The 22,887-nt window shown below is 52.0% G+C and carries 19 protein-coding genes and 2 pseudogenes; 10 read left to right on the top strand and 11 right to left on the bottom strand.

Translation table 11 applies throughout. The features are described from left to right. Positions 1–83 precede the first annotated feature (83 nt). The 3 genes from VV869_RS04280 to metG all read right to left on the bottom strand — a co-directional run bounded on the left by VV869_RS04280 (position 84) and on the right by metG (position 4,952). Positions 84–977, bottom strand: a complete 894-nt coding sequence (locus VV869_RS04280) for a hypothetical protein (protein WP_337733741.1) — start codon at positions 975–977, stop codon at positions 84–86. 238 nt (positions 978–1,215) lie between these two features. Then, a complete protein-coding gene (locus VV869_RS04275) occupies positions 1,216–2,538 on the bottom strand; it encodes a dicarboxylate/amino acid:cation symporter (RefSeq protein ID WP_337733740.1) in 1,323 nt (440 codons plus the stop codon). A gap of 368 nt (positions 2,539–2,906) precedes the next feature. Beyond that, a complete protein-coding gene (gene metG, locus VV869_RS04270) occupies positions 2,907–4,952 on the bottom strand; it encodes a methionine--tRNA ligase (RefSeq protein WP_337733739.1) in 2,046 nt (681 codons plus the stop codon). A gap of 168 nt (positions 4,953–5,120) precedes the next feature. Here metG and apbC point away from each other — a divergent pair, with 168 nt between their 5' ends. The 5 genes from apbC to VV869_RS04245 all read left to right on the top strand — a co-directional run bounded on the left by apbC (position 5,121) and on the right by VV869_RS04245 (position 10,503). Further along, positions 5,121–6,212, top strand: coding sequence for an iron-sulfur cluster carrier protein ApbC (apbC, locus tag VV869_RS04265; RefSeq protein ID WP_337733738.1), 1,092 nt, complete (start codon positions 5,121–5,123; stop codon positions 6,210–6,212). 203 nt (positions 6,213–6,415) lie between these two features. Then, the gene (udk, locus tag VV869_RS04260) at positions 6,416–7,060 is read left to right on the top strand and encodes a uridine kinase (RefSeq protein ID WP_337733737.1); all 645 of its coding nucleotides are present in this window, start codon (positions 6,416–6,418) and stop codon (positions 7,058–7,060) included. A gap of 227 nt (positions 7,061–7,287) precedes the next feature. Next, positions 7,288–9,450 carry an AsmA family protein gene (locus tag VV869_RS04255; protein WP_337733736.1) on the top strand — a complete coding sequence of 721 codons (2,163 nt, stop codon included), beginning with the start codon at positions 7,288–7,290 and terminating at the stop codon, positions 9,448–9,450. A 536-nt stretch (positions 9,451–9,986) separates the two neighbouring features. Next, positions 9,987–10,241: a type II toxin-antitoxin system Phd/YefM family antitoxin gene (locus VV869_RS04250; RefSeq protein ID WP_337733735.1), complete on the top strand. Its 255-nt coding sequence runs from the start codon at positions 9,987–9,989 to the stop codon at positions 10,239–10,241. Next, a complete protein-coding gene (locus VV869_RS04245) occupies positions 10,234–10,503 on the top strand; it encodes a Txe/YoeB family addiction module toxin (protein ID WP_337733734.1) in 270 nt (89 codons plus the stop codon). The genes VV869_RS04250 and VV869_RS04245 overlap by 8 nt, the downstream gene beginning before the upstream one ends. A 274-nt stretch (positions 10,504–10,777) precedes the next feature. Here the strand turns inward: VV869_RS04245 and VV869_RS04240 are convergent. Further along, a pseudogene (locus VV869_RS04240) lies at positions 10,778–11,179 on the bottom strand (IS110 family transposase); the annotation flags it as partial. Between the two features lie 105 nt (positions 11,180–11,284). Between VV869_RS04240 and VV869_RS04235 the strand changes: the two are divergent. After that, positions 11,285–11,626, top strand: a complete 342-nt coding sequence (locus VV869_RS04235) for a hypothetical protein (RefSeq protein WP_337733733.1) — start codon at positions 11,285–11,287, stop codon at positions 11,624–11,626. Positions 11,627–12,054: 428 nt separating this feature from the next. On the opposite strand, the pseudogene VV869_RS04230 reads toward VV869_RS04235, so the two are convergent. Further along, a pseudogene (locus tag VV869_RS04230) lies at positions 12,055–12,306 on the bottom strand (IS110 family transposase); the annotation flags it as partial. A gap of 317 nt (positions 12,307–12,623) precedes the next feature. On the opposite strand from VV869_RS04230, the gene VV869_RS04225 reads away from it, so the two are divergent. Then, entirely contained in the window at positions 12,624–13,664 is a 1,041-nt protein-coding gene (locus VV869_RS04225; protein WP_337733732.1) for a hypothetical protein, read from the top strand. A gap of 199 nt (positions 13,665–13,863) precedes the next feature. On the opposite strand, the gene VV869_RS04220 is transcribed toward VV869_RS04225, so the two are convergent. Beyond that, entirely contained in the window at positions 13,864–14,319 is a 456-nt protein-coding gene (locus tag VV869_RS04220; protein ID WP_337733731.1) for a CBS domain-containing protein, read from the bottom strand. A 217-nt stretch (positions 14,320–14,536) separates the two neighbouring features. Between VV869_RS04220 and VV869_RS04215 the strand changes: the two genes are divergently transcribed. Both VV869_RS04215 and VV869_RS04210 read left to right on the top strand, forming a co-directional pair. After that, the gene (locus VV869_RS04215; protein WP_337733730.1) at positions 14,537–15,586 is read left to right on the top strand and encodes a metal-dependent hydrolase; all 1,050 of its coding nucleotides are present in this window, start codon (positions 14,537–14,539) and stop codon (positions 15,584–15,586) included. 281 nt (positions 15,587–15,867) lie between these two features. Beyond that, positions 15,868–17,190: an anaerobic C4-dicarboxylate transporter gene (locus tag VV869_RS04210; protein ID WP_337733729.1), complete on the top strand. Its 1,323-nt coding sequence runs from the start codon at positions 15,868–15,870 to the stop codon at positions 17,188–17,190. A gap of 187 nt (positions 17,191–17,377) precedes the next feature. On the opposite strand, the gene VV869_RS04205 is transcribed toward VV869_RS04210, so the two are convergent. From VV869_RS04205 to cobT, 4 genes are all read right to left on the bottom strand, one after another. Next, complete coding sequence (locus VV869_RS04205; protein WP_337733728.1) at positions 17,378–17,812, bottom strand: phosphate-starvation-inducible protein PsiE; 435 nt, start codon at positions 17,810–17,812, stop codon at positions 17,378–17,380. Positions 17,813–17,927: 115 nt separating this feature from the next. Beyond that, positions 17,928–18,533: a cob(I)yrinic acid a,c-diamide adenosyltransferase gene (gene cobO, locus VV869_RS04200; protein WP_337733727.1), complete on the bottom strand. Its 606-nt coding sequence runs from the start codon at positions 18,531–18,533 to the stop codon at positions 17,928–17,930. A gap of 63 nt (positions 18,534–18,596) precedes the next feature. Next, positions 18,597–19,415 (bottom strand): adenosylcobinamide-GDP ribazoletransferase, encoded by an 819-nt coding sequence (locus tag VV869_RS04195; protein WP_337733888.1) that lies wholly within the window; start codon positions 19,413–19,415, stop codon positions 18,597–18,599. Between the two features lie 5 nt (positions 19,416–19,420). Further along, the gene (cobT, locus tag VV869_RS04190; RefSeq protein ID WP_337733726.1) at positions 19,421–20,449 is read right to left on the bottom strand and encodes a nicotinate-nucleotide--dimethylbenzimidazole phosphoribosyltransferase; all 1,029 of its coding nucleotides are present in this window, start codon (positions 20,447–20,449) and stop codon (positions 19,421–19,423) included. A gap of 246 nt (positions 20,450–20,695) precedes the next feature. Here cobT and VV869_RS04185 point away from each other — a divergent pair, with 246 nt between their 5' ends. After that, positions 20,696–21,166 (top strand): low molecular weight protein-tyrosine-phosphatase, encoded by a 471-nt coding sequence (locus VV869_RS04185; protein ID WP_337733725.1) that lies wholly within the window; start codon positions 20,696–20,698, stop codon positions 21,164–21,166. A gap of 72 nt (positions 21,167–21,238) precedes the next feature. Here VV869_RS04185 and VV869_RS04180 read toward each other — a convergent pair whose 3' ends face one another. After that, positions 21,239–22,795 (bottom strand): SulP family inorganic anion transporter, encoded by a 1,557-nt coding sequence (locus tag VV869_RS04180; protein WP_337733724.1) that lies wholly within the window; start codon positions 22,793–22,795, stop codon positions 21,239–21,241. Between the last annotated feature and the right edge of the window lie 92 nt (positions 22,796–22,887).

Below are 22,887 nucleotides of genomic sequence, written 5' to 3'. Positions count from 1 at the left end.
GATTGGTTGCTCCTGACGATAAAACCCGGCATTTGCCGGGTTTTATCGTTTTGGTGGGGTGATTACGCTGATCATGAAACGGGTCAACTGGTAGAGTTACGGTTCCGGTAATGCTGCCCAGTCAGCGCCGTATGCGGCAGCTGGATAATATTGAGCATCTCGGCCGGCAGCTCCGGCAGCCGGATAGACAGCGCATCGCCGATATCGGCTAATACCAGATCGAACAGGCTGAACAGCGTATCCGAGAGCTGGAGGGACAGCTGATACAGCTCGGCTTTCACGACCGCTGGTGACTGGCTCTGCATGTTTATCTGTTCAAACTGTTCAAATAAAGTATCCAGCACGACAGTCGGGACCGGCTGGCTGCTCATCAATGCCATTTGCCCCAGACGCCGGTGCAGGATTTGAATATGAAGCCGCATTTCACGCTGCACCTTGGTTGAGCCCGGTGAAAAACTATGGATGGCGTGGCGAAACCGGCTCAGGCTGTCGATCGCATTGAGGGTGACCGGCCAGGCGGATTGGTATTGCTGGAATAGCTTCTCTTCATCCGCCGCCAGCAGGCTTTGGGTGATGGTGTCATCGATCAGGTAAAGCACGTGGCGGATGGTTTTGCCATGGGTACTCTGGTTCCGTTTGAGCGAATAATTCGGCCAGCTGTCGAGCAGCTGACCGGTTCGCTTGCGTAAAATACGATACATCGGCTTTTGTGCCGGCTCAGCCTGATTGTTAAGGGCCTTGAGCAGGCTTTGAATGGCCAGCGCCTCATTTAAAGGCGCCGATGCCGATTGGGGACTCTCCCCGTCACTCAGCATCTGATGGGTTTTGCGACGATGAAAGCGCAGCAGGTGGATCAGCTGGCGCAGACCAATCACCTGGTTAAACCGACTTTCCAGCAATACCTGTGTTTGCCGTGAACGGTAGCTGTAGTAGCCCAGCCCGAGCAACAGGGTGATAAAAATCGTAATGATGAGCATGATGTCCTCCGGCAGGTCTTGCGGCTTCCTGGGAGGAAAACTGCAAGAACTGGACCCGGAAAACCTTGAATGACAATTGTATCGGTTCCTTTATAAATCAATTGGTTATTGGGTTATCAGCGACAGATTTGACTCACGACGCTCCCGATTGGTGCGTTAGTGCATAAATTGAGGGCAAAGCAACCGTCAACATCCCCGGGCTTGCCGGGGATTAGGTTGGAGTTCAGGCACGTTACGGCTAATCGATATGACTGGCCTTGGGGTGCGGGTTCAGGTGGACTTCTTCGACTTTGGCGCCAGCCTGCGGATCATTGAAACATGCAATATCCATGGCGTTCTCTGATTTCGCGACAATACAGGTGACACAGCTGTCGCCGGTGATATTGACCGCCGTGCGGATCATATCCAGTAAGCGATCCACCCCCATGATAATGGCAATCCCTTCTACCGGCAGGCCCACCTGATTCAACACCATTGCCAGCATGATCAAACCTACGCCCGGCACCCCTGCCGTGCCGATGGAAGCCAGGGTAGCGGTGACAATTACGGCCATGTAATCGCTCATCGTCAGGTCGATATTAAATGCCTGGGCAATAAAGGCGGTGGCGACCCCCTGCATAATCGCGGTCCCGTCCATGTTGATGGTGGCACCAAGCGGAATGGTGAAGGAGGCAATCTGGTTGCTGACGCCCAGGCGCTTGGTGGCGGTTTCCATGGTCACCGGAATGGTGGCGTTTGAAGAAGCGGTTGAGAAGGCGAACATGATGGCATCTTCCATTTTCTTGAGGAAGATCTTCGGGCTCAATCCGGAGAAGACTTTCAGCATCAGGCTATACACCACCAAGCCGTGGATCAGCAGGGTTGCTGACAGCACCAGGAAATACCCGAGTAGGTTGAAGATGGCATCCAGGCCGATGTTGGTAAACAGCTTTGCCATGAGGAAAAAGACCCCGAATGGCGCAATGTGCATCAGTAAAGCGACCAGCTTCATGATCACTTCGTTGAGGTCGGTAAAAATGGCCGCAATGCGCTCGCCCGCCGAGCCTGCCGCACTGATGGCGATCCCAAACAGAATCGCAAATACGATAATTTGCAGGGTATTGCCTTGCGCCATTGAGTTAATCGGATTGGTTGGGAACATCCCGACAATGACTTCTCCCAGCGACGGGGCTTCACTGGCGCTGAAACTGGTGGCGGCAGACAGGTCAGCCCCGGCACCAGGTTGGAACAGGCTGCCCATGGTCAGGGCCAGCGTGATGGCCACTGCGGTGGTGGTGAGATAGAACAAAATGGTTTTACCGCCCAGACGGCCCAGGGTGCTGATGTCGCTCAGGCTGCTGGTCCCGCAGACCAGGGAGATGAACACCAGGGGCACGACCAGCATTTTCAGGCTGGCAATGAAGATGGCACCACCGACGTCAAACAGGCCGTTGACCAGATATTCGTGAACCCAGGAGGTTTCTGAAAAAAGGGAGCGAATGATGAATCCGGTGAAGATCCCGAGCACCATCCCGAGGATCACCCGGCCGGTCAGAGACAGTTTTTTATTTTGCGTAAGCATGAAATACATACTCCTTCTCATACTTCACTCTGTCCGCTTTGGAGCAGTGCGAGGCGCAAATGATCAGTCGCGATGCCGTACTTCGGCGAACCTGTTGATTTCCCGAACCTAGCTGAAGTGAAAAACGTGATTACCCGAAAACAGCATCAAACTCTGTTTAGATAAAAATAGTTCTTCGGTTGAGAAATTGTTGAGCAAGTGCCCGGAACGATGGCTGTTGTTTCGATTGTGAAACTAATCTGAGTGATGTGAGACATCTTCGGGGAAGACATGGAAGGGAATGGGAGGAAGTAAAGTGGAGCAGTGGCATGAGGTGGCGGGGCAAACAAAAAAGGAGCCGAAGCTCCTTTTTTATCATCTGGCGATGATTACATCACACGCATGCCAGGTTGGGCGCCTTCGTGCGGCTCCAGAATCCACAGGTCTTGACCACCCGGGCCGGCAGCCAGCACCATGCCTTCGGACATGCCGAATTTCATCTTACGAGGCTTCAGGTTAGCCACCATCACGGTGTGCTTACCAATCAGGTCTTCCGGGCTGTAAGCAGACTTAATGCCGGCGAAGACCTGACGGATTTCACCGCCCAGATCCAGCTGAAGCTTCAGCAGCTTGTTCGCTTTCGGCACTTCTTCACAAGCCACGATCTTGGCAATCCGCAGATCAACTTTGGCAAAATCGTCAAACTCGATCTCATCGGCAATCGGCTCTTCTGCCAGTGGGCCGCTCGGTTTGGCCGCTTGCTCAGCAGCGGCTTTTTCCGCCGCAGCGTCTTCTTTCGAGGTTTCGATCATCGCTTCAACATGCTTCGGATCGATACGGTTGAACAGCGCCTTGAACTTGGTGATTTCGTGGCCGGTCAGCGGCTCGGCAACGCCTTCCCAGCTCAGGGTTTCGTTCAGGAACGCTTCTGTTCGCTCAGCCAGCAGTGGCATCACCGGCTTGAGGTAAGTCATCAGCACGCGGAACAGGTTGATCCCCACTGAGCAGACTTCCTGCAGCTCCTGATCTTTGCCTTCTTGCTTGGCAAGCACCCAAGGGGCCTTCTCATCGACATACTGGTTGGCTTTGTCGGCCAGCGCAGTAATTTCACGGATGGCGCGGCCGAACTCACGGGCTTCGTAGAGTTCTGCAATGCGATCCGCCGCCGCAGCGAATTCACCGTACAGTGCTGGCTCGGCAAAGGTGTCAGCCAGCTTGCCGTCAAAACGCTTGCTGATGAAGCCGGCGTTACGGGAAGCCAGGTTGACGATTTTGTTCACCACATCGCTGTTCACACGTTGGGTGAAGTCTTCCAGGTTCAGGTCCAGATCATCGATTCGGTTGTTCAGCTTGGCTGCGTAGTAGTAGCGCAGGCATTCCGGATCCAGGTGCTTGAGGTAAGTCGCAGCCTTGATGAAGGTGCCTTTCGACTTCGACATTTTCGCGCCGTTCACCGTCACGTAGCCGTGGACGAAGACGTTGTTTGGTTTACGCAGACCGGCACCGTCCAGCATCGCTGGCCAGAACAGGCTGTGGAAGTAAACAATGTCTTTGCCGATAAAGTGGTACAGCTCTGTTGCGCTGTCTTTGTTCCAGAATTCGTCGAAGTTCAGGTCATCGCGCTTGTCACACAGGTTCTTGAACGAGCCCATGTAGCCGATTGGTGCGTCCAGCCAGACGTAGAAGTATTTGCCGGTCTCGCCCGGGATTTCGAACCCGAAGTAAGGCGCATCGCGGGAAATGTCCCATTGTTGCAGGCCGGAATCAAACCATTCCTGCATCTTGTTCGCGGTTTCATCCTGCAGGGCGCCGGACTTGGTCCACGCTTGCAGCATGGTTTCGAACTGCGGCAGGTCGAAGAAGAAGTGTTCAGAATCCTTCATGATCGGCGTCGCACCGGAAACAGCAGATTTCGGATTAATCAGATCGGTCGGGCTGTAGGTTTCACCACAGCTGTCACAGTTGTCGCCGTACTGATCTTCGGCTTTACATTTCGGACAGGTGCCCTTGACGAAACGATCCGGCAGGAACATTTCTTTTTCTGGATCGAATAGCTGAGAGATGGTGCGGCTGGTGATGTAGCCTTTCTCTTTCAGCTGGGTGTAAACAAAAGAAGCCAGCTCGCGATTCTCTTCGGAGTGCGTGCTGTGGTAGTTGTCGAAGCTGATATCAAAACCGGCAAAATCGGTTTGGTGCTCTTTGCTGACTTCCGCAATCATTTGCTCAGGCTCCATACCCATCTGCTGGGCCTTAAGCATAATCGGAGTTCCGTGGGCATCGTCCGCACAGATGAAATGGACTTCGTTGCCGCGAAGGCGCTGGTAGCGTACCCAGATATCCGCCTGGATATGCTCAAGCATGTGGCCCAGGTGAATAGAACCGTTTGCATACGGCAGGGCGCAGGTCACCAGAATTTTTCTTGGATTTGCAGCCATAGTTTCTTATTTCGCTCATGATGGGTAAAAAGATATCAAGCCCCAAATAGTACCTGATGGTTCATCTAATGCCTAGCGCCGCAAGGAGAATATCAACCCAATTAGCAGCGTGGCCTACAGATAAATGATAGGATCAAAAGGGAGTCTATCAATGGAGCGCTGTGAAGTATGGTAAATGAACCGAAAACCCGGTTTGAAAGTGTGGCGGACATCTGCCGCTGGCTGAATCAGTTTGAACATCCATGGCTGCATCACGAGTGGGCTGAGGCGACGAATGTGGTCTCGGTGACCCCGGCCGGAGAGGTGGTGATCACCTTGCCGTTCGCGGCCGCCTCGGTGGCGGAATTACTCGAGCAGTGGATTGTGTCCCAGCAGGAGATGAATCATGTCGCTCAGCAGCAGACCTTCACGGTGAACATCCGGGTTGCGCCGTTGGCGAGCGGGGAGAAAGCACCGCTGAAAGGCGTGAAGAATATCATTGTCGTCAGCTCAGCCAAGGGGGGGGTCGGGAAATCTACCACCGCGGTCAATCTGGCGCTTGGCCTGCGGGCGCAAGGGGCCAAGGTCGGCTTGCTGGATGCGGATATCTATGGCCCGTCTGTCCCGATGATGCTGGGAACCGTGGATGAGAAACCTCAGTCACCGGACGGCAAGATGATGCTGCCGATTGAATCGTGCGGTTTGTATACCAACTCCGTGGGCTACCTGGTGCCGGCAGAGAATGCGATGATCTGGCGTGGACCGATGGCATCGAAAGCGCTGTCGCAAATTATCAATGAAACCTGGTGGCCGGATCTGGATTATCTGGTGGTGGATATGCCGCCGGGCACCGGGGATATTCAGCTGACCCTGGCCCAGCAAATTCCGGTCACGGGAGCGGTGGTGATCACCACGCCGCAGGATTTGGCCCTGGCCGATGCCATTAAAGGCGTCAGCATGTTTAATAAAGTGCATGTGCCGGTGATCGGGGTGGTTGAGAACATGAGCTATCATATCTGTAGCCATTGTGGTCATCACGAAGCCATTTTCGGCACTGGTGGTGCAGAGCGGATGGCGCAGGAATACGCCGTGCCGTTGCTGGCCCAGTTACCGTTGCATATTCAGATCCGTGAAGATATCGATCGCGGAAAACCGACCGTGGCGGCATCGCCGGAGTCGGAACATGCTGCGGCATACATCGAATTGGCCGGGCAAGTGGCCAGCCGGATGTACTGGCAGGGAGAGCCCGTCGCCGAACAGATCACAATTCGTACGATGTAAACCTTTGCATGTGAACGATGTAACGGCTTTGTCTCAAAATGAGCCGGATGTCTCATTTTGACTGGCATCTGACGGGCCGAGCCCCTATAATCAGGCGGTTTATTTAGACCTGTTTGCGCTGTTTTCTACCTTCGTAGATAGCGCAGCAGGTTGTTTTAAAAGTATTTCCACCTCGCTACGTTGTATTACAGGTGCATTCTGATATGTCTGAACACTCACACCAATGCGTCATTATCGGTATCGCAGGCGCGTCTGCGTCCGGTAAAAGTCTGATCGCCAGCACAGTTTATAAAGAGCTAAAAGAAAAAGTCGGCGATCATCAGATCGGTGTAATCACGGAAGATTGTTACTATAACGATCAAAGCCACCTGAGCATGGAAGAGCGGGTCAAAACAAATTACGACCACCCGAATGCGCTGGATCACGATTTACTGTGTGATCACCTTGAGCAGCTGATTGCGGGCAATGCGGTCGAAGTGCCACGTTACAGCTACAGCGAGCATACGCGCATGGCGGAGACCACCACCATGACACCGAAAAAGGTGATCATTCTGGAAGGGATCCTGCTGCTGACGGATCCGCGTCTGCGTAACATCATGCATGCGAGTGTGTTCATGGATACGCCGCTGGATATCTGTCTGCTGCGCCGTCTGCAACGCGATGTTGCGGAGCGTGACCGCACCATGGAGTCGGTTCTGGCACAATATCAGAAGACGGTTCGTCCAATGTTCATGCAGTTTATTGAGCCGTCCAAGCAATATGCCGACATCATTGTTCCGCGCGGGGGTAAAAACCGTATCGCGATCGATGTTCTGAAGGCACACATTGCGAAGTTGCTTCGTGCGTAAGCTGCCATTCAGGCAAACGACTTAGCATTCGCTGAAAAGATTGAACGGGCAGCCCAAATGGCTGCCCGTTTTATTTAGGGCATTCACACGCCCTGTTATGATTTTAAAAAATATTCGCTACCATAGAGAGATAGCTCATATCGGGCTGGCTTATGGCTTATGGTTCAAGATGCATAGAACATAGCTTTGAGCGAATTGCGCGTCAGTGGGGATAACACGAGGACAGAATGAAAAAACTTTTGTATGTCGTTTTCGCGATCATAATCGTGGTTGTGGTGGGGATCGGTGCTTTGCTGGCGCTGGTCGACCCGAATCAGTTTAAACCTTTAATTACCGAGCAGGTGAAGAAAGCCACCGGGCGGGATCTGGTGATTAGCGGCGATCTCAGCTGGCGTATCTTCCCGAGTATCGGCCTGGCTCTGGGCAAAACCGAATTTCGCAACCCGGACGGTTTCGCGGAGCCGAATTTAGTTCAGATCAGCAGTGCGGAACTGTCGGTCTCGGTGCTACCACTGCTTTCTCGTCATCTGGAAATCGGCAATGTTCGGCTGGAAGACAGCCGGGTCTTCATCCAGACGCGTCTGGACGGTATCAGTAACCTAGATGGCTTGGGTCAGGCTGCGCAGGAAGCGGCCGAGGCCCCGGCAGCAGAGCCGCAGGTCACGGAAGCGCCGGTTGCCTCGGAAGAAGCCGCCGAGCCATGGAGCATCAGCCTGGAAGGGGTGGAGTTGGTCAATGCCAGCGCCGTGATCCGCGATGATCAGGCCGGAACCGAAACCTCAGTCAGCGCGCTGAACTTTGCCCTTAGCCGTTTCGCCCCGGGCGAATGGGCAAAGGCGAACTTTGATGTGGCCGGCAAGAACGGGGAGCTGGCGTTCACTGCTCAGGGCGAAACCGAACTCTTTATCGTGCCGACGCTGGATAATGCCGAGCTGAAAAATGTTCAGTTCGCGGCAACAGCGAAAGATGCCGCGATGAACATTGAATCGGCGTCGCTGACCATGGATCAGTTCAAGGCGGGTGATTGGTCAACCCTGACCTTTGCAGCCAAAGGCGCGGTGCCGGATCTGGCATTTGATGCCGAAGGCCAGACCCGACTCAAGCTCAACCGGGCGATGAATGATGTCATGCTGGAAGGGCTGGCGTTATCGTCTAAGCTGCAAGGCGCGACGTTGCCGCGTCCGGAAATGGCTGTGAAGCTCAATGCCGATCTGCAATATGATGTGCAGCAGGGCTTGGCGACGCTGAGCCGCTTCGAAACCTCAGTTGATGAGTTGGCTCTGACCGGTAATGGTTCATTCAAGAATGCAACGATTCCGCAGATTCGGTTTGCACTGAGCAGCGACAACATTGACCTGGATGCATTCCTCGGCCTGGACCAGGCCAAAGCCGAAGCGCAAACGGCGGCAACGAACGGAGCGTCATCAGAAACGCCATCTGACACACCAGCAGGCGACACGGCGAAAGCTGAGGCCGCAAAAAACCAGGAACCTGACTTGTCCGCGCTGAAAACTCTGGATGTCGCTGGCACCGTGAGCCTGGGTAAGTTTAAAGCCGCCAATGCCAAGCTGGCCAACGTGTTGATGGATGTAAAAATCGACAAAGGCGTACTGACGTTAAAGCAGCTCGATGCCGATCTGTATGACGGTCATATCCGTGCTGAAGCGACCATCGATGCCAATGGCAAGCTGCCGCGTTACTTCGTCACCAAGACGATCACCGGCGTTCAGATTCAGCCGTTGCTGGTGGATTTGGTCGACAATGATGTGCTGGCGGGCAAAGGCGATATTCTGATCAAGCTGGGGGGAACCGGGCTGGCCGAAAACCGCGTTCGTCAAAACGTGGCCGGGACCGTCGATATCAGCTTTGCTGACGGGGCCATCAATGGCATCAACATTCCGGCGATGATCCGCAAAGCCAAAGCGACCCTCAAAGGCAAGCGGGATGAGCTTGAGGATGAAGCCAAGAAAACCGACTTCTCGGCAATGACGGCAACCATTCAGCTGGGCAAAGGCATTGCGTCAACCAACAACCTGGATATTGACTCGCCGTTGCTGCGAGTCGACGGCGCAGGTGAAACCAGCCTGGTGAAAGAAACCATTGATTTCGGACTGGATACTTCGCTGGTGGCGACCAGCAAAGGCCAGGGCGGTAAACAAGTCGATGAAGTGGCCGATATCACGGTGCCGATCGAGATTAAAGGCAACTGGACCGAGCCGAAAGTGTCGCTGGATATGAAGCGCCTGCTCGCGCGCAACAACGAGCTGGAGCAGAAAGCCAAGAAAGAGCTCGACCGTGGGCTGGAGAAGCTCCTTGGCGAGAAAGCCAAGGATGACAAGGTGAAAGAAGCCGCGGATAAGCTTCTGAAAGGCTTGGGTTTGTTTAACTAAATGCTCTACTGAACCACTTTGGATGCAATCTGTCAGTTTCTTATCCATGATTTGAGCTGGCAGGTTGTGCTTATTGGTTTCGCCCCTTCCTGATTCAAGGTCTGTTCTCCCTGATTTAACCTCACTTTTTTCTTATTTGGGTCAACTAAGCTGGTCTTTAAGGCTCTTGAACTCTCCCTATGCAAGCGTATTAAAGACACATTAACAGTGCTCTTTGCTGGTGGTCTAATGGATTATCCTATTGAAAATATTAGTATTGTTTTTGATTGGTGAGTACATATGAGGTCTCGTTATACAAGCATGCTCGCTTTTACCAAGCGTACAGTTGCTATTGGATACCATGATAGCTTAAGTGTCTGATATTGCATGATACTTTTACGAAGGTGGTTAAAATGTCATCAGGATGGTGCGCGTGTTATCGAGCATGCAGCCTAATATGTTGTTAGTTGCTTTATCAATTTCGCATGTTCCATTAACTGTACAAGTCGATATCGCAAGGTTATACTTGTTCCATTAAATGTACATGTGGAGGTTCTATGAGAATCGTATCTTTTACAGAAGCAAGAAATAGCCTTAAAGCAGTTTTAGACGGTGTAGTGAATGATGCTGACACTACTGTTATCACTCGTCGTGATTCCGAAGATGCTGTCGTCATGTCTCTAGATTACTACAACAGCTTAATGGAAACCGTTCATCTGCTTCGTTCACCTAAAAACGCGGAGCACTTAAACCGGTCAATTGCGCAGTATCGTGCAGGTAAGACAACAGCACGAGAGCTAATGGATGAGTAGTAGTCAACGTTTATTGTCGTGGACTGACGAGGCTTGGGATGACTATCTCTACTGGCAAACTCAAGACAAGAAAACATTGAAGCGCATTAATAAGTTAATTAATGATGTAAAGCGCTCCCCGTTTGAGGGTATTGGTAAGCCCGAACCTTTAAAAGAAAATCTATCAGGTTTTTGGTCTCGTCGTGTTGATGATACAAACCGCTTGGTTTACGCAGTCGATGATCAAGCAATTACGATAATTTCGTGTCGCTATCATTACTAAATTAGGCTTAATCGTTTGGCAACTAACTAACTGCTTAGGATGGACTGCCAACGTTTGGCGGCTTTACTTCAAAGTTCGCTCCGTGTTTGCGGTGGCTTATTTGAGTTTTGTGGTATGTTGGCAGCCACTTAACAGGGCTACATGGACTCCCCCGGTTATCAACAACAGCGTCAGGTAATGCAAGATTTGGGACTGCCGCTCTACATTCGGTCTGTTTATTGGCATTGATGCCATGACCCTGATGACACTACGTGGTTGCGGTTCCTCATTCGAACGCTGTTCTTTCATGTACCCAATGATCACGCGCTCGGTGCAGGAGCAAAATGGCTTGCTGCTCTGCCGATTTGACCCGAACGAAGCGCGTTGAAGGACGGGTGACAGCCACACAAATCGCGACGGCATCATTGAGATCGTTTTTGGCACCCGTTCTGAAAGGCGCCACATATTTTGATGCCATGATCTTTGGCGTATGACCGAGTTTAGTCAGCTCTCGGGCCCAATAATGAGAGGCCCCGCAGGCTTCCATCCCGCTAATTGCTGGCGGGATATTGGCAAACGTCGAGAGAACTTTCGAGCGTGATATTGTTTTGTGGATCAGGATCTTGCCTTGGTGAACCTCACCGTGAATACTGAAGCTATGTTTGGCTAAATCAATACCATAGACAGATTGTGACATGGTGGCCTCCGGCGATTTTGTAATCAGACTTACCAAGTGTGGCAAAGTCTGATGAGGGAGAGTCCATGTCATTCGTTATGCGTCATTCAATTATGGAGTGAACTTATGGAACAACTTACTGAGAAGTTAAACAGAAAAGGGTTTGATGCAAAGCTTAAAAACAACAATGTAATTGTTAAGATTGATGGTTTGTCTAACTCAGTATCTATTAGCAAGGATATTGCCCTTGATCGTTATAAAATCAACACCAAGGATGAATTGATAGGAATAATTGGAGTTATAATGCTATTTTTCGGGATATTTGACTATAAAGTTGGCAATGGCTTGTTGAGTTCGCTATTAGTTTCCTCTTCTGCGCTAATGTTGTTGACGGTTACATTGACAGAGTTAAAAATTGGGCGGCTGCGTAAATTAATCGATGAAATTAACCTTGGTGAGCTCGTATAACAAGCGCCATTACAACGCCCCTTTGGGCTGGTCTTGCGCTTCGCGGCTGCCAGGTCGTTAATTTATTTCCATTTTATTCGCATTGTCAGAGTGTCGTGAAAGTAAGGTTTGTTTGTTCCAGAACGCAGCACGCTTGATATTAGTTTGGCGCCTGTTGTCTTCTTGTCCGAAAGTTAAGCGAACAACAAACCTATATCCTGTAAGTTCTGATTTCAACTGGTCAGTAAAAGCTTGTTCTTTGTCCAATGGTTTTTGATTTTGTTAAATAAGTCATAAAGTTATCGGTCAAAAGCTTCAGTTATCAGTCATGTTAGTTAAGACACTAAGCTCATATTCAGCAGGCGTTTCTGTTGCGGTAGCGCGTTTGAAAATTGACTTTATTTACAGAAGGTGGCCATAATAAACGACTATGGCGTCAATAATTAATTTCATGCTACTTTTTCTTCCCACCTGACGCCATCATGAGGCATCGCATTGAGGATAACAACCATTTTCCTGACACAGGCAATGATGGCTACTTTTTTCGGTTTTTCTTCAGCCAGATGTCGCTGATAGGTGCTCTTGAATACCGGATTACATTGCATGGCCGACATCATCACCATATACAAAACGGTCCTGGCCTGATCTCAGCCGCTTTGTATTTTTCTGTGACTTTCATAGTGACCAATTTCCCGGTTTATGGATGGCCCGCAGGTTTCTATCCCGATGATCGCCGGCGGGATATTGACAAAAGTCGAGAGAATTTGCGAACGCGGTATTGTTTTGTGGTTCAATACCTTGCCTTGGTGATCTTTACCGTGGATACTGAAACTATGTTTGGCTAAATCAATGCCATAGACAGATGGTGACATGGTAACCTCCAGCGATTTTGTAATCAGACAAACCAAGTGTGGCAAAGTCTGATTAGGGGAGTCCATGTCATTCGTTATGTCTATGCGGGCTCAGTTTCGGTGTATGAGCCTATTGCGTTTATAAATAGAAAGGTTATGCTAATTTTATGTCAACAAAAGAGAACGTGAAATATAAAGGAAACTATATTTTAATTTTACTTTGCTTGTTATCCTTCAAAGCAATGTCCGAACCAAAAAGTTTGTTTGTTCAAGTGTCAAGTGTTTATGTGGGGACAGAATCTTGGAAAACCAAAGCCTGGTTTGAAAAAGTATGTAGTGAACATAAAAATATTGGTTCAAACGATTATATTTATAATCTAGTCCTACAGCAAACAGGTGATCATGAGGGCAATCTCTACAATGCACAGCTTGATATTATAGATGATTATTTTTATTGTTTCGATAATATTTTTATGGGAACAACTACGGAGAGTGGTGCAGATGATTATGTAAAAGGGATTACAAGTGAGAAATATCGTTGGAATCATATAAAATTGTCGAACACTATAGCGGATAAGATTTTGGCTAAATATCCAGGCCTTTGGTTCAACTGGTACATTTCCCATGAGGCTAACTTGAACCATTTCATTTCCGGGCGTACAGGCTATAGCAACATTAGTGGATATGAAGTAAAAGAAGCTTACCTTGCTTACATTAAACAATTGTCAGAAGATCTAAATAAAAAAACTGAACGAGCAATTTTATGGTCGCCCACATTCTGGAACTCATTTGATGAACTGAGTTGTGAAGAGAAAGATATGCTTAAAATGCATTTGTCTGATTTTTTTTCTAAAGCTGACAAGATCACTTGGCTTCATTTTCAGGATTTTATTGGTCAAGCTTCTCTAGCTAGTTGTCAAGGTGTTTTCCAGTGTGAGGCACCTTCGAGAGTAATCTATCCAATAGACTACAAAAATACAGTTTCTTATTACAATTTGCTAAAAGAGGCGACCATGAACACCAACGTTCAGAGCCTCCGTGTTAATATGGAGATGTTTGTGACAAGTAGTGAAGTTCGAAACGAGTTCTTTCCTGGACAATTTAATGAAATTAGGGAAAGGGAGAAAAGATATAAGGAAAATGGGATACCAATAGGAGCATCCTGGGAAATCAGGTGGTGGTATCGTAGCCTTTACGGAAATGAGTAGCTTAAACTGTACCAATGCCTTGAACTGAAGAAATTGATGGTAGTAAGCGAGGACATAAACGACTATGGCTCCACCAAAACAACTGAGCACCACAAACTCCGGCATCATCAACCTTAGCGATGGGCGACAAAATCAAGGCTTGCCCGGTGGCAAGCCTTAATGCGTGTTCTGATTGGTTCTGAATTACGTGTGGTTTGGACTAAGACGCCACCGCTTTTTTCTTTTTATCGTATTTCTGGGCATCGAGGCTGTGCTTGAATGCCCGCAGCAGATCCACGGCTGACAGCATGCCGACCAAATCGTCGTTTTTGTCCAGCACCGGCAGGGCGCCTACATTGTGCTCAAGCAGGATACCTACCGCCTTGGTTAGGCTTTCGTAAGTATGGACCGAGATGACATCGGTGATCATCACATCGCTCACGTGTAGGTCGTCGGTGAGCTGGTATTCATGGCCGATTTCCGGGGACTCATCGACCCAGCCCGGCCGCCGCAGCTCGCGGTCACTGATAATCCCAATCAGCGCGCCATCGGCTGAAGTGACGGGTAAATGGCGAATGGCTTCATCGCGCATCAGAAAGAAGGCTTCACGTAAACCGGCTTGTGGTTCAATCGTGATGACTTTCCGGGTCATGTACTCAGAAACTTTTTTTGGCATGGACATCTTCCCTTGGTCAGCGTGAATGGATGTTGCCTGATTGAAGGTAACCAATTCAGTCCCGGTGTACTGCGACCGGTTCCATACTTTTGGGTTTCGTGCCGACCCGAGCTGCACGCTTTTATCCCGCTGACGTCGTATTTTTGGTAAGGTGTGCCCCAGTGAGTCGGTACTGCACGGACAGACCGGTGACATTGTACAGAATAAGGAGAAAACGTTGGATTCAGTGACTCAGGCCGCGTTAGGCGCTGCGGTAGCAGGATTGGTCGCAGGCAGGCAATGTTCGCCGAAAGTCCTGCTGGCCGGGGCAGCATTAGGAACGCTCCCGGATTTGGATGTATTGATCCGCTACGGAGACCCGGTGTCGGATATGGTCAAACACCGCGGGTTGAGCCACTCCCTGCTGGTCTTATTGCCGTTTTCACTGTTGCTGGCCGGGTTGTGGCACAAGCTCCGGGCAGACCGCACCGGGTGGCAGTTTAGTCGCCTTTGGCTGCTGATTGCCGGGTGTTTGCTCACCCATCCGTTGCTGGATGCGTTTACCGCTTACGGCACCCAACTGCTTTGGCCGTTGCCGGTCAGCGTTGCCGTCTCCAGTATTTTTATTATCGATCCGCTCTACACCATGCCTTTGGTGCTGATGGTGCTCGCCAGCCTGTTGTGGCGGCGAAACATGGCGAAGTTGTGCGGCATCGGCCTGACGATCTCGGGCTGTTACCTGCTCTGGTCCGTCATTGCCCTGAATATGGTTGAAAACCGGGTCGAGCACCAGTTGGCCAATACGCCGCTGGCAGAGCGGCCGGTGTTCATTACGCCGACCCCGGTCAACACCGTGCTGTGGCGGGTGGTTGTGCTTGATGGCGAGACTTACTGGGAAGGGCTGACGTCGTTGCTGGACAGTGATCCGACGATAGATTTTATTGCCAAAGAGCGCGGTCAATGGCCGTGGGATGAAAAACCGAAACATTTGCAGATGCTGGAGCAGTTTACTCACCAGTTTGTGAAATACGAACAGGAGGGCGATGCACTGCTGGCGACCGATCTGCGTCTGGGGATTGTCGATTACCTGCCGTTCCGGTTCGTGCTGGCCCACCAAACCGCTGATGGCGGCTGGCAGGCTGAGCAGCCAGTGCAGTTGGAAAGTCCCAATGTGCGGCCGAAACATTTACCGGCATTGTGGCTGCGCTTGCTGGGAAATCAGGATATTAATGCTGATTTGTGCCACGTCAAAGAATGTCCGATGCCGCCCAAAGAAAGTGGCGTTTAGCCGTTTCTCTCCGCAGGCCCACGATCGTGGGCCTTGTCACACTATTAACTGTGTTACATATTATTAAACAAAACGTAAACTGCTGCAGTAAAACTTGTAGCACATATATTTACGCGTCTCGTCATTTGTCAGCACTTGTTCACATTTCCCCGATCGAGTCGTATTTTGCTGCGATTCGTTGACATTCATCAATAGCTAGCCCACCGATTTACTGGCAGTCTACCTCCAAAGTTTTAAAGATCCCATGCTGGGATTGACGCTGTGATAGGGAGATAGCGAGCATGTTGTACCTGGAATTTTTATTCCTGCTTCTCGTGTTGTACGCCGGTAGCCGATTTGGCGGCATTGGTTTGGGGGTCGTATCCGGCCTGGGTTTGTTAATTGAAGTGTTTGTGTTTCGGATGCCGCCGACGTCACCGCCCATCACGGTGATGTTGATTATTCTGGCGGTGGTAACTTGTGCGTCAATCCTGGAGGCCGCCGGTGGTCTGAAATACATGTTGCAGGTCGCTGAGCGAATTCTGCGTAGTAATCCGAAGCGAGTCACGTTCCTGGGGCCGCTGGTGACCTATACCATGACGTTTATGCTGGGTACCGGCCATGCGGTGTACTCCATCATGCCGATCATCGGTGATGTTGCGCTGAAAAACGGCATTCGTCCGGAGCGCCCGATGGCTGCTTCATCTGTTGCCTCTCAATTGGCCATCACGGCCAGCCCGATTTCTGCCGCCGTGGTTTACTACCTGGCCCAGCTGACCGGGATACAGGATGATATCCACCTGCTGACCATCCTGATGGTGACGGTGCCATCAACTCTGATTGGTACTCTGCTGTTGTCGCTGTACAGTGTGCGTCGAGGCGCTGATCTGAACGAAGATCTGGAATACCAGCGCCGACTGAGAGATCCGCTGTGGAAAGATAAAATCAAACATACCACCGCAACGTCTCTGGATGAGAAGCTGCCGGCTTCGGCCAAGCATGCCGTGCTGCTGTTTATCCTGGCGCTGGCTTCGATTGTGCTGGTGGCCATGGTGCCGGAAATCCGCACTATTGGTGATGACAAGCCGATTAAGATGTCGGTGATCATTCAGATGATGATGCTGGCGTTCGGTGGCCTGATCCTGCTGGTCACACGCACCAACGTGCAGAAAGTACCGGAAGGGGTGGTGTTTAAATCCGGGATGGTGGCAGCGATTGCGATTTTCGGGATCGCCTGGATGAGTGATACGTACTTCCAATACGCGATGCCGTCGTTCAAGTCCGGGATCACGGAAATGGTGCAGAACTATCCGTGGACCTTCGCGCTGGCACTGTTTATCGTATCTGTAGTGGTGAACAGCCAGGCAGCGACGGCGCGAATGATGCTGCCGGTTGGTCTGGCGATGGGGCTGAACCCGGCGCTGTTGATTGGTCTGATGCCGGCAACCTACGGTTATTTCTTTATCCCGAACTATCCGTCTGATATCGCGACCTGTAACTTTGACGTGACCGGAACAACCAAGATCGGCAAGTGGTACTTTAACCACAGCTTTATGATGCCGGGTCTGATCGGGGTGGTCTCAGCTTGTACGATTGGCTACACCATTGCACAGGTGATTGTGTGATGGCTGTGTCCATGAAATAACAGAGAGCCCGCTGACCTGATCATTGAGTTGGTGCGCAATCAATGCCGGCATGCAATGCATGCCGGCATTTTTTATGCATGTTTTTTATGTATGTTTGTTATGCAGGTCGTTCCGGGGAAAGTTTGTACTCGCTTTCTGGCCAGACTTGGCTACGCGAGTGAACGGCTCAGTCTTCCGGCTGGCGTTTGTTTGGTTCAGTGACCGCTTCATAAGGCCAGTAATGGTGGCCGACACGGATGATCAGGGTAGCAGCAGCAAGGATAAAGGCGGCCAGCGCCAGCCACACGACGTAGATCCCATCGAGATCTTTCATTCCCAGGGTGATATAGCGGGCAATGGCCATAATGGCGATATAGATTGGGTAGCGCACCGGAATTTTGCCGTTGGCGACAAACTGCTGCACCATGGCCAGCACTTCCAGATAGATGAACATCAACAGGATATCGGTCAGCAAAATCTGCTTGTTGGTATACACGTGGATGAATTCGTTGATGATAGCGGCCAGGGTCGCTAGCGTGATGGCAACCAGCAAAACAGCTTCCAGAGCATGAAAGAGCTTGAGAAACGGGCGCGTGAAGGTTTTGGGCAAATGTGAAGGCATAAAGGGTCCTATTCAGAAGACTTTTTGCCGACATTATAGGTCGGGTTCTCCGGGTTGCACAGCGCTTATGAATCGGGGGTAGCGTTGTGCCCGAGCGGGTCGGGCACAGGCGGGATTACCAGTCGACACCTCGACGGGCCTTGATCCCGCTTTCGAAGGCGTGCTTGACGTTTCGTACTTCAGACACTGTATCTGCCATGTCGATCAGCGTGCGGTGCGCACCGCGACCGGTGACCACCACGGATTGCATCGGTGGGCGATTGGCGATTGCTTCGACCACTTCGTCCAGCTCGACATAGCCGTAGGTGACCATGTAGGTCAGTTCATCGAGCAACACCACGTCGTATTGCGGATCGGCCAGCATTTGTTTGCAGGCTGCCCAGGTTTGCTGCGCTGCGGCGGTGTCCGCTTCTTTGTTCTGGGTTTCCCAGGTAAACCCGGTCGCCATCACGGCAAAATCAACGCCGTTCTTCTCCAGCAAGCTGCGTTCGCCACAGTCCCAGGTCCCTTTGATGAACTGGCCGACGCCACATTTCTGGCCGTGTCCGACCGCCCGGGCAATGGTGCCGAAGCCTGAGGTTGATTTCCCTTTACCATTGCCTGTGATGATCAGAAACAGGCCTTTTTCTTCCTGGGCGGCATCGACGCGGGCATCGACTTCCGCTTTAATTTTTTGCTGACGTGCTTTATAGCGTTCGTCTTTCTGGGATTGATCAACCATGGGAGATCCTATGTCTGTTGAATGTGATTCGTCACCGGGGTGACGGATGATGTTGCGCTCGGGTTACATCAGTGCCAGAAGCACCAGATAACCGGCCAGCTCAGAGATTTGCTGGGCCGCACCGAGGCAGTCCCCGGTATAACCGCCGAGTTGGCGTTGAAACCATAAACCGCATCCCCAGCGTACCAGCGCGATGACGGCAACGAGTGCCAGCGCGGACGACAGGGGCAAAAGGAGTAATATAATCAATCCGGTGACGATTAAAACCCACAAATCCTGTTGGCTTTGCTGATTGGCCAGGGGTTTGACCTTACTGAGTGCATCCGCCCGGACATACGGGTAAGAGAAGATCAGGCTGGCGGCACAAATCCGGCTGAGGGGATGCAATATCAGCAATGCCAGTGCCGGAAGGAGTGGCTGGCTTTGGGCCAGGGCACTCAGGGTGGCCCATTTGAGGCCCAGCATCATGAAAAGCGCTGCCGCGCCATAGGTCCCAAGCCGGGAGTCTTTCATGATGTCCAGCTTCTGCGCCGGGGTCCAGCCACCGCCAAACCCATCAAACACATCGGCGAGGCCGTCTTCATGAAAGGCGCCGGTCAGCAGCAAGGTTGTGACCATTGCCAGCCCCACCGCGATTGGTGGCGGAAAGGCCAATTGAGCAACCAGATAGACAACCGCCGCGATCCCGCCGACCACAATGCCGACCGCGCCGAAATAGCGATTGGCCTGATTGAGCCGCTCTGGCGAGTAGGGCGTTTCCGCCGGGATCGGAATCCGGGTGAAAAACGCCAGTGCGACCAGAAAGATCTGCCATTGGCGTTTGACCGGATGCGTCTGCGCACTGTCAGATGCTGCTGGTGTTGATTCGGCCTGCTGAGGGATCTCGCTCACACCCTCACCCCGGCTTCACTGAAGCTTGCCATGTTGTTATAGAACTCACAGGCCGCACGGATCAAGGGCAGCGCCAGTGCCGCACCGGTCCCTTCACCCAGGCGCAGGCCCAGATCCAGCAAGGGCTTCGCGCCGAGATGCTCAAGCATCCGTTGGTGTCCGGCTTCTTCAGAGCAGTGGCAGTACAGGAAATAGTGACGGGCCTCGGGCTGGATTGCCGTAGCGATCAGGGCGGCGGCGGTGGCAATGAAGCCGTCAACCAGCACGGTCATCTGAAGCTCGGCAGCCTTTAACATCCCCCCGGTGATTTGCGTGATTTCAAAACCGCCGAGGCAGGCGAGGATATTGAGCGGATCATCGAATGCCGCCTGATGATGCTGTAGGGCCTGACGGATCAGCGTTAGTTTTTGTTCATACTGCGCATCTGTGATCCCGGTTCCCCGGCCGACACAGGCTTCTGCCGGGAGCTGGAGCAGGGCGGCCATCAGCGCGGCGGCACTGCTGGTGTTGCCGATGCCCATCTCGCCAAAGCCGACCAGGTTACATCCCTGTTGATGGACTCGGGCGACGGCTTCGGCGCCGTACATCAGCCCCTGGGTTGCGGTGTCCCGGGACATCGCGGGCTGCCGGAAAAAGTCCGCCGTGCCAGCCCCCAAGCGCTGCTTGATCAGCTGCGGGTGGTCGTCCGGCTCTAATTTGGTTCCGGCATCAATCACCTGGATCGCCATATTACTGGTGCGGCAGAAACAGTTAATCGCGGCGCCACCGGCAAGGAAATTCATCACCATCTGGGTGGTGACTTCACTGGGCGCGATGCTGACCCCGTGTTGGGCGATGCCGTGATCCCCGGCAAAGACCAGCAAATGCGGTTGGGAAATAACCAGTTGATCGAATTGTTGGATCAGGGCCAGTTGCGTAGCGATGTCCTCCAGTTGACCCAGCGCGCCGAGGGGTTTGGTTTTATGGTTGATTTTATCCCGGACTTGAGCAAGTCGCGTCGTATCCGGCGCGGTGATGGTGAACATGGTGGCGATACTCCCTGTCAGTGGCAAGCGCATGGGCCAAACGGCCAGTATGCAAAAAACGGATGAGCAGGAATTTTGCGTCAGCAAAGCACGGAAGGCAATGACAACACACGGAAAGTTCGGCAGAGTGTTGCTGCCGGACAAAGCAGCATTTAGTTCGACGACTGGGGCAGGTATAGTGACTGAGTGGCAGTCTGTTGTGTTATAGACTGCGCGATGATGCCGTTGAGAAAAAGAGGAGAGGCGATGGCCAATAAAACGGAGAAGGTACTTATCGTTTGCATGGGCAACATTTGCCGATCACCGACCGCAGAAGCGGTGTTGCGGGCAAAAGCGGCGCAGGCCGGTGTTGCACTGGAGATTGATTCGGCAGGAACCATTGGGTATCACCAGGGCAATTCACCGGATGAACGTTCCCGGGCTGCCGGTGAAGCGCGGGGATATAGTTTTCGCGGCATTCGGGCACGGCAGGTCGTCGCGGAGGATTTTGAACGCTTTGATTATATTCTGGCGGCGGATCATGCAAACCTGCGCGACCTGACGACACAGTGCCCGGCGCAGCATCAGCAAAAACTGGCGCTGTTTATGAGCTATTCATCGTCGGACATTGAGGAAATCCCGGACCCTTATTACGGCGGGGCGCAGGGGTTTGAGACTGTATTGGATCTGATTGAAGAGGCCAGCGAGCAGTTCTTGGCCCGGTTGATTCGTGGCTGATTTGCGATAACGAACCGCTACACATGACAACGCCCGCAGGTGCGGGCGTTGTTGGGTCTTTGAAGGGGGAAATTAACCCAGGGTATCCGTCGCAACTTTGTAGCTTGGATCTTCCATCACGTTGACTTCTACCAGGTTGCCGGCTTTTTTCAGCAATGAGCGGCATTCCGGGCTCAGGTGGCGGATATGCAGGGTTTTGCCCTGGTTGGCATAACGCTCGGCAATGGTATCAATCGCTTCAATCGCTGAGTGGTCGGCCACGCGCGAGTTGGCGAAATCAATAATCACATCACTTGGGTCGTTGTTGGCATCAAACAGCTCCATAAAGTGCGAGACGGAGCCGAAGAACAACGGGCCATTCACTTCGTATACCTTTGAACCCTGTTCGTTGATATGGCTGGTGGCGAAAATATGCTTGGCATGTTCCCAGGCAAACACCAGTGCCGAGTAGATCACCCCGACGATCACCGCCAGTGCCAGGTCCGCTACAACAGTGACGCTGGTGACCAGAATGATCGCAAAGAAGTCGTGCTTCGGTACTTTGCGCGCCATTTTGAAGCTGGCCCACTCAAAAGTGCCAATCACCACCATGAACATCACACCTACCAGGGCGGCCAGCGGGATCATTTCAATCAGCGATGAGCCGAACAGGATGAACAGCAGCAGACCTACGGCACCGGTGATCCCGGACAGGCGCCCACGGCCACCGGAATTAATGTTGATCATCGATTGGCCGATCATGGCACAGCCACCCATGGCACCGAATACGGAACAGGTCATGTTCGCAACACCCTGGCCTACACATTCACGGTTGCCCTGGCCACGAGTACCGGTCATCTCGTCAATCACGGTCAGGGTCAGCAGGGATTCGATCAGGCCAACAGCCGCCAGAACCACAGAGTAAGGCAGGATGATTTGCAGTGTTTCCATGTTGAAGCCGACTTCAGGCAGGGCGAAGGTCGGCAGCGAACCGGCCAGCGTTGCTGAAGCATCGCCGCTCATACCGCGGACGAAATCGATCACGGTCCGCGATTCGAGATCCAGACCGTGGACCAGTGCGGTCACGGTGATAATCGCAACCAGTGAAGACGGAACCGCTTTGGTTAGTTTCGGCAGGAAGTGAATAATTGCCATGGTCAGGGCGACCAGACCCAGCATGATGTATAGCTGGGAGCCTTGCATCCACTGTAAGACGCCATTGGCATCCGGGATCTTAAACTGGCCCAGCTGCGCCAGGAAAATCACAATGGCCAAACCATTGACGAAACCGATCATCACTGGGTGCGGGACCATGCGAATGAATTTACCCAGCTTGAAGATCCCCGCAAGAATTTGCAAGACACCGGCCAGCATAATGGCGGCAAACAGGTACTGGATCCCGTGCTCAGCCACCAGGCTGACCATGACTACCGCCATCGCACCGGTTGCGCCGGAAATCATGCCTGGACGACCCCCGAGCACAGCAGTTACCAGACCGACAATGAAGGCTGCATAGAGGCCAACCATCGGATCGACACCCGCAACGAAGGCAAATGCCACGGCTTCAGGAACCAGAGCCAGGGCGACGGTCAGCCCTGAAAGAACGTCATTTTTGACGGATTGACGCGAAAATTGTGGGAATTCAAACATTTTATTCAGTTTTGATCTGCTTCGGTTATAAAAAGAGCATGGGAAAGACGCGAATGCTACAGAAATATGTGATTTGGTTCAACTTTCAAGCG

Source organism: Photobacterium sp. MCCC 1A19761, from assembly GCF_037389125.1.
GTDB lineage: Bacteria > Pseudomonadota > Gammaproteobacteria > Enterobacterales > Vibrionaceae > Photobacterium.
This window is presented reverse-complemented; position numbering and strand designations above follow the sequence as displayed.

Coding starts and splice junctions, on each gene's coding strand:
- VV869_RS04280 (WP_337733741.1), bottom strand. CDS start 977: ATGCTCATCATTACGATTTTTATCACCCTGTTGCTCGGGCTGGGCTAC.
- VV869_RS04275 (WP_337733740.1), bottom strand. CDS start 2,538: ATGCTTACGCAAAATAAAAAACTGTCTCTGACCGGCCGGGTGATCCTC.
- metG (WP_337733739.1), bottom strand. CDS start 4,952: ATGGCTGCAAATCCAAGAAAAATTCTGGTGACCTGCGCCCTGCCGTAT.
- apbC (WP_337733738.1), top strand. CDS start 5,121: ATGGTAAATGAACCGAAAACCCGGTTTGAAAGTGTGGCGGACATCTGC.
- udk (WP_337733737.1), top strand. CDS start 6,416: ATGTCTGAACACTCACACCAATGCGTCATTATCGGTATCGCAGGCGCG.
- VV869_RS04255 (WP_337733736.1), top strand. CDS start 7,288: ATGAAAAAACTTTTGTATGTCGTTTTCGCGATCATAATCGTGGTTGTG.
- VV869_RS04250 (WP_337733735.1), top strand. CDS start 9,987: ATGAGAATCGTATCTTTTACAGAAGCAAGAAATAGCCTTAAAGCAGTT.
- VV869_RS04245 (WP_337733734.1), top strand. CDS start 10,234: ATGAGTAGTAGTCAACGTTTATTGTCGTGGACTGACGAGGCTTGGGAT.
- VV869_RS04235 (WP_337733733.1), top strand. CDS start 11,285: ATGGAACAACTTACTGAGAAGTTAAACAGAAAAGGGTTTGATGCAAAG.
- VV869_RS04225 (WP_337733732.1), top strand. CDS start 12,624: ATGTCAACAAAAGAGAACGTGAAATATAAAGGAAACTATATTTTAATT.
- VV869_RS04220 (WP_337733731.1), bottom strand. CDS start 14,319: ATGCCAAAAAAAGTTTCTGAGTACATGACCCGGAAAGTCATCACGATT.
- VV869_RS04210 (WP_337733729.1), top strand. CDS start 15,868: ATGTTGTACCTGGAATTTTTATTCCTGCTTCTCGTGTTGTACGCCGGT.
- VV869_RS04205 (WP_337733728.1), bottom strand. CDS start 17,812: ATGCCTTCACATTTGCCCAAAACCTTCACGCGCCCGTTTCTCAAGCTC.
- cobO (WP_337733727.1), bottom strand. CDS start 18,533: ATGGTTGATCAATCCCAGAAAGACGAACGCTATAAAGCACGTCAGCAA.
- cobT (WP_337733726.1), bottom strand. CDS start 20,449: ATGTTCACCATCACCGCGCCGGATACGACGCGACTTGCTCAAGTCCGG.
- VV869_RS04185 (WP_337733725.1), top strand. CDS start 20,696: ATGGCCAATAAAACGGAGAAGGTACTTATCGTTTGCATGGGCAACATT.
- VV869_RS04180 (WP_337733724.1), bottom strand. CDS start 22,795: ATGTTTGAATTCCCACAATTTTCGCGTCAATCCGTCAAAAATGACGTT.